The organism is Sphingomonas segetis (genome assembly GCF_009720245.1).
GTDB classification, from domain to species: domain Bacteria; phylum Pseudomonadota; class Alphaproteobacteria; order Sphingomonadales; family Sphingomonadaceae; genus Sphingomicrobium; species Sphingomicrobium segetis.
In genome coordinates, this window is sequence record NZ_WJSQ01000205.1 from 1 (window position 1) to 3,737 (window position 3,737).

The following is a 3,737-nucleotide window of genomic DNA, read 5'->3' on the forward strand; positions in this document are numbered from 1 at the left end:
CGACGCGGCCGCGAAGCAGGCGTGTGCCGACGCCGCGGCGGCGCAGGTGGACCCCAACGCCAACCAGGGCGAGCTTGCGACCAGCCCGACGAGCGGCGGAGTCGCGAGCGCGCAATCGACAGCGGCCGGTGACACCGCGATCGTCGTCACCGGCTCGCGCCTGCACCGCGACGAGCGGTCGAGCCCCGATCCGGTCAGCGTCATCGACCCCAACGTCCAGAACCGCGAGGGGCGGCTCAACACCGCCGAGATCCTCCAGACCTCGACCCTTGCCCAGGGTTCGACCCAGATCACGTCGGCGCTGTCGACCAACTTCGTCATCAACGGTGGTGAAGGCGTCGAGAACATCGACCTTCGCGGCCTCGGCCCGAGCCGTACTTTGGTGCTGCTCAACGGCCGCCGTGCGGGCCCGGCGGGCGTCCGCGGCGGCGTTTCGGCATTCGACCTCAACGTCATTCCGCAGGATGCCATCCAGTCGGTCGAAATCCTCAAGACCGGCGCGTCGTCGATCTACGGTTCCGACGCCATCGCGGGCGTCGTCAACCTCATCACCAAGAAGGACCTGCGCGGCCTCCAGGTGCGCGGCTTCTCCAACTTCCCGACGCACGGCGGCGGGGAGGAGTACAGCCTTTCGGGTCTCTACGGCGTAGGTCTGGGCGACCGCGGCCACATCATGGTCAGCGCCAATTACTACAAGCGCAATGCGCTGACCCGCGGCGACCGCAGCTTCCTCGGCTGCGAAGAAGAGTTTGTCTTCAGCGAAGCGACTGGCGATCGTTCGGATCCGGTAAACCCCAACACGGGCAAGCCCTATTGCGGCTCGTTCGTGAACAACCTGCTCTTCGTCAGCGATTTCGCCCCTTATTTCACGGTCGACGGCAGCACAAACTTGCTCGGCCCGCCGGTGCCGACGGCGAGCGGCGGCACGACGCGTCGGCCAATCACGGCGATCCAGTTCGATGCGCCGGGCGACAACCTCAACCAGTTCCTCGACCCGATCGCGGCCTGCGACCCTGCGGTTGACCCCTTCGCCGTCTGCCTCACGGCTCCTTCGAACGTTTTCGGCGTGGGTGCACATACGGCCAACGCGCTCGCGCTCGAGCACAATTACAATTCTCAGCTCGACCGGGATTCGATCATCCCGCAGACAAAGCGGTTCACGATCTACAGTGAAGCCGGCTACGATTTGACCGACAATGTCAGCTTGTTTTTCGAAGGGTTGTACAACCGCCGCAAGACCAACACGATCGCGCATCGGCAGCTCTTCTTCAACCAGTTCACCGGCAACTCTTTCCTGCCCTATTACTTCTGCGATCGTGAGACGACGCCGGGCTGCGAATTCTCGGCCGGTGATCCGATGAACACCGAGTTCAGCGGTGCCCAGCTCATCGAGCCGATCGCCATCGCGCCGTTCAACTCGAGCACTGACGTCAAATATCTGCGCGGTCTCGGCGGTGTCCACGCCGACCTCGACAACATCCTGCCGCACGGCTTCGCGGACTTTTACTTCCAGCATAGCCGGTCGGATGGCGATTATTCGCGCGACATCATCTTTCGCGATGCGGTCGAGTTCGGCGTTGCCGAGTTCCGCACGCAGCGTTGCGAAGGCACGGTAACTGCCATCCGTGGCGTCCCGTGCATCGACATCGACTACACCGATCCGCGTGTGCTCGCCGGCAATTTCACGCCGGAGGAGCGGGCGTTCCTGTTCGGCGTCGACAAGGGCAATACGGTCTACAAGCAGGACACCGCCGAGCTTTCCTTCGGCGGCGACGCGTTCCAGCTGCCTTATGGCGCGCTAAAGTTCGCCCTCGGCGCCCAGTGGCGGCGTGACTCGATCCGCGACGTGCCTGGAGAGGCCGTCGACCCGGATCTGATGGACAACATCTGGGGCAGCACGGTCGCCGGCATCACGGCCGGCTTCGAGACCACCAAGGAAATCTTCGGCGAAGTCGAGCTTCCCTTGCTTCGGAACCTGCCGGGTGTCCAGAACCTGACGATCAACGGTGCGGCGCGCATGACGAATACCTATGCCGAGCGCGCCGACGGTGAAAACCAGTCGAACAACGGCAACTGGACGTACAAGATCGCCGGCAATTACTCGCCGACGACCTGGATGCGCCTGCGCGCGACTTACGGCACGTCGTTCCGCTCGCCGGCGCTGTTCGAAGAGTTCCTCGCTGACGAATCCGGCTTCGTCGGTCAGGGCATCGATCCATGCATCCGCTATGGTCAGTCGGACAACGCGGAAGTCGCGGCGAACTGCGCATCGCAGGGTATTCCGCCGAACTATACGGGCGCCGGTCCGTCCATCGAAAGCTTCTCGGGCGGCGGTGTCGGACACCTCGAGCCGGAGACTTCGAAGGCGCTGACGCTGAGCGCGATCTTCACGCCCGACGGATGGCTGTGGAGCGGAGGCCAATTCAGCTTCGCCGTCGACTATGTCGACATCAAGGTGAAGAACCAGATCACGCAGCTTGGCCCGACGAACATCCTCGCCGGCTGCTACACATCGGAAAGCTTCCCCGACGATCCGCTATGCTCGCTGTTCACGCGCGCACCGTCGGATGCGCCGAACAAGTTCAACATCGAAACGGTTCAGGATCCGTACCTGAACATCAACCAGCAGGCGAGCAAGAGCATCGACTTCACGACGCGCTTCCGTCAGGACCTCGGCAACATGGGATCCTTGTCCTTCCTCGGGCAGGCCACGTACCAGTTCAAGGACAAGTTCACGTTGTTCCAGGGCGTCACGACGACCAACAACGGTCGCGCCGGCGATCCCAAGTGGGTGGCGGACTTCAACCTCAGCTGGACCAAGAACCCGGTCACGTTGACCTACGGCCTCAACGTCATCGCGAAGACCAACAACTTCCACGATCTCGAGGACGTTGGCGGAAGCAACCTGACTGCGAACAACTGTCTCGCAACGGCATCGGCTTTCGCGCTTCGTGGGGGCCCGTACTGCCCGGTCTACAAGCTGCCGCGGGTGGCGTACCACAGCCTGTCGGCCGAGCTTCAGGTCACGCGCGACATGAGCTTCCTGATCGGCATGTCGAACATCTTCGACAAGAAGCCGCCGTTCGTCTCGACGGTCGGAACGCCGATCAGCAGCTTTGGGCAGGTGCCGCTGCTGGGTAGCTATTACGATTACTTCGGCCGCCGCATCTTCGTCAGCGTCAAGACGAAGCTGCCGAGCTTCTAAGCGCAGTCCTGCTTGCAGGACGGCTGAGAAGGCCGGAAACACTCAAGGGTTGGGGAGCAGAAACGCTCTCCAACCCTTTGTTTTGACTTTACCTCCGCATATGACACGCTGATGGGCGAGGGGGCTGAGGCGTGCCAGGGCTTGCGACGACAGGCTTGATTGCAGCCGCGCTTGCAGCGCTCTGGATCTGCGTCGCCGTGGCCGTGTCCCTCGTCGCCGCCCGCCGGCTGCGTCTTGCCGAGCGCGTGCTCGGCGCGGCCCGCGACAATGCGACTTTGCTCGACATCTCGCCCGCCCGCCCGTTGCTGGTGCGTCCCGACGGCGCAATCGAGGCGGACGGCAGATTGCAGCGCGAGCTCGGCCTCGGATCGCTGCCGAAGAAGATCGCCGAGCTTCACGGCAATGACAGCGGCATTCTTGCCGACGACCTTGCCGGGCTGAGGGGCGCGATCGACGCGGCGAGGGCGTCGGCCGGCCGTGTCGCGGCGAAGGTGCGGGTGGCCGGCTCGTCGCGGGTGTTCGAGGTGCGCGG

The 3,737-nt window shown here is 63.7% G+C and carries 1 protein-coding gene and 1 pseudogene; both read left to right on the plus strand.

Annotated elements, in window-relative coordinates; genetic code table 11:
- The coding region (locus GH737_RS13640; RefSeq protein WP_155265333.1) for a TonB-dependent receptor domain-containing protein at positions 1-3,205 on the plus strand (3,205 nt) is incomplete at its 5' end.
- 197 nt (positions 3,206-3,402) lie between these two features.
- Positions 3,403-3,737, plus strand: a pseudogene (locus tag GH737_RS13645) (histidine kinase); the annotation flags it as partial.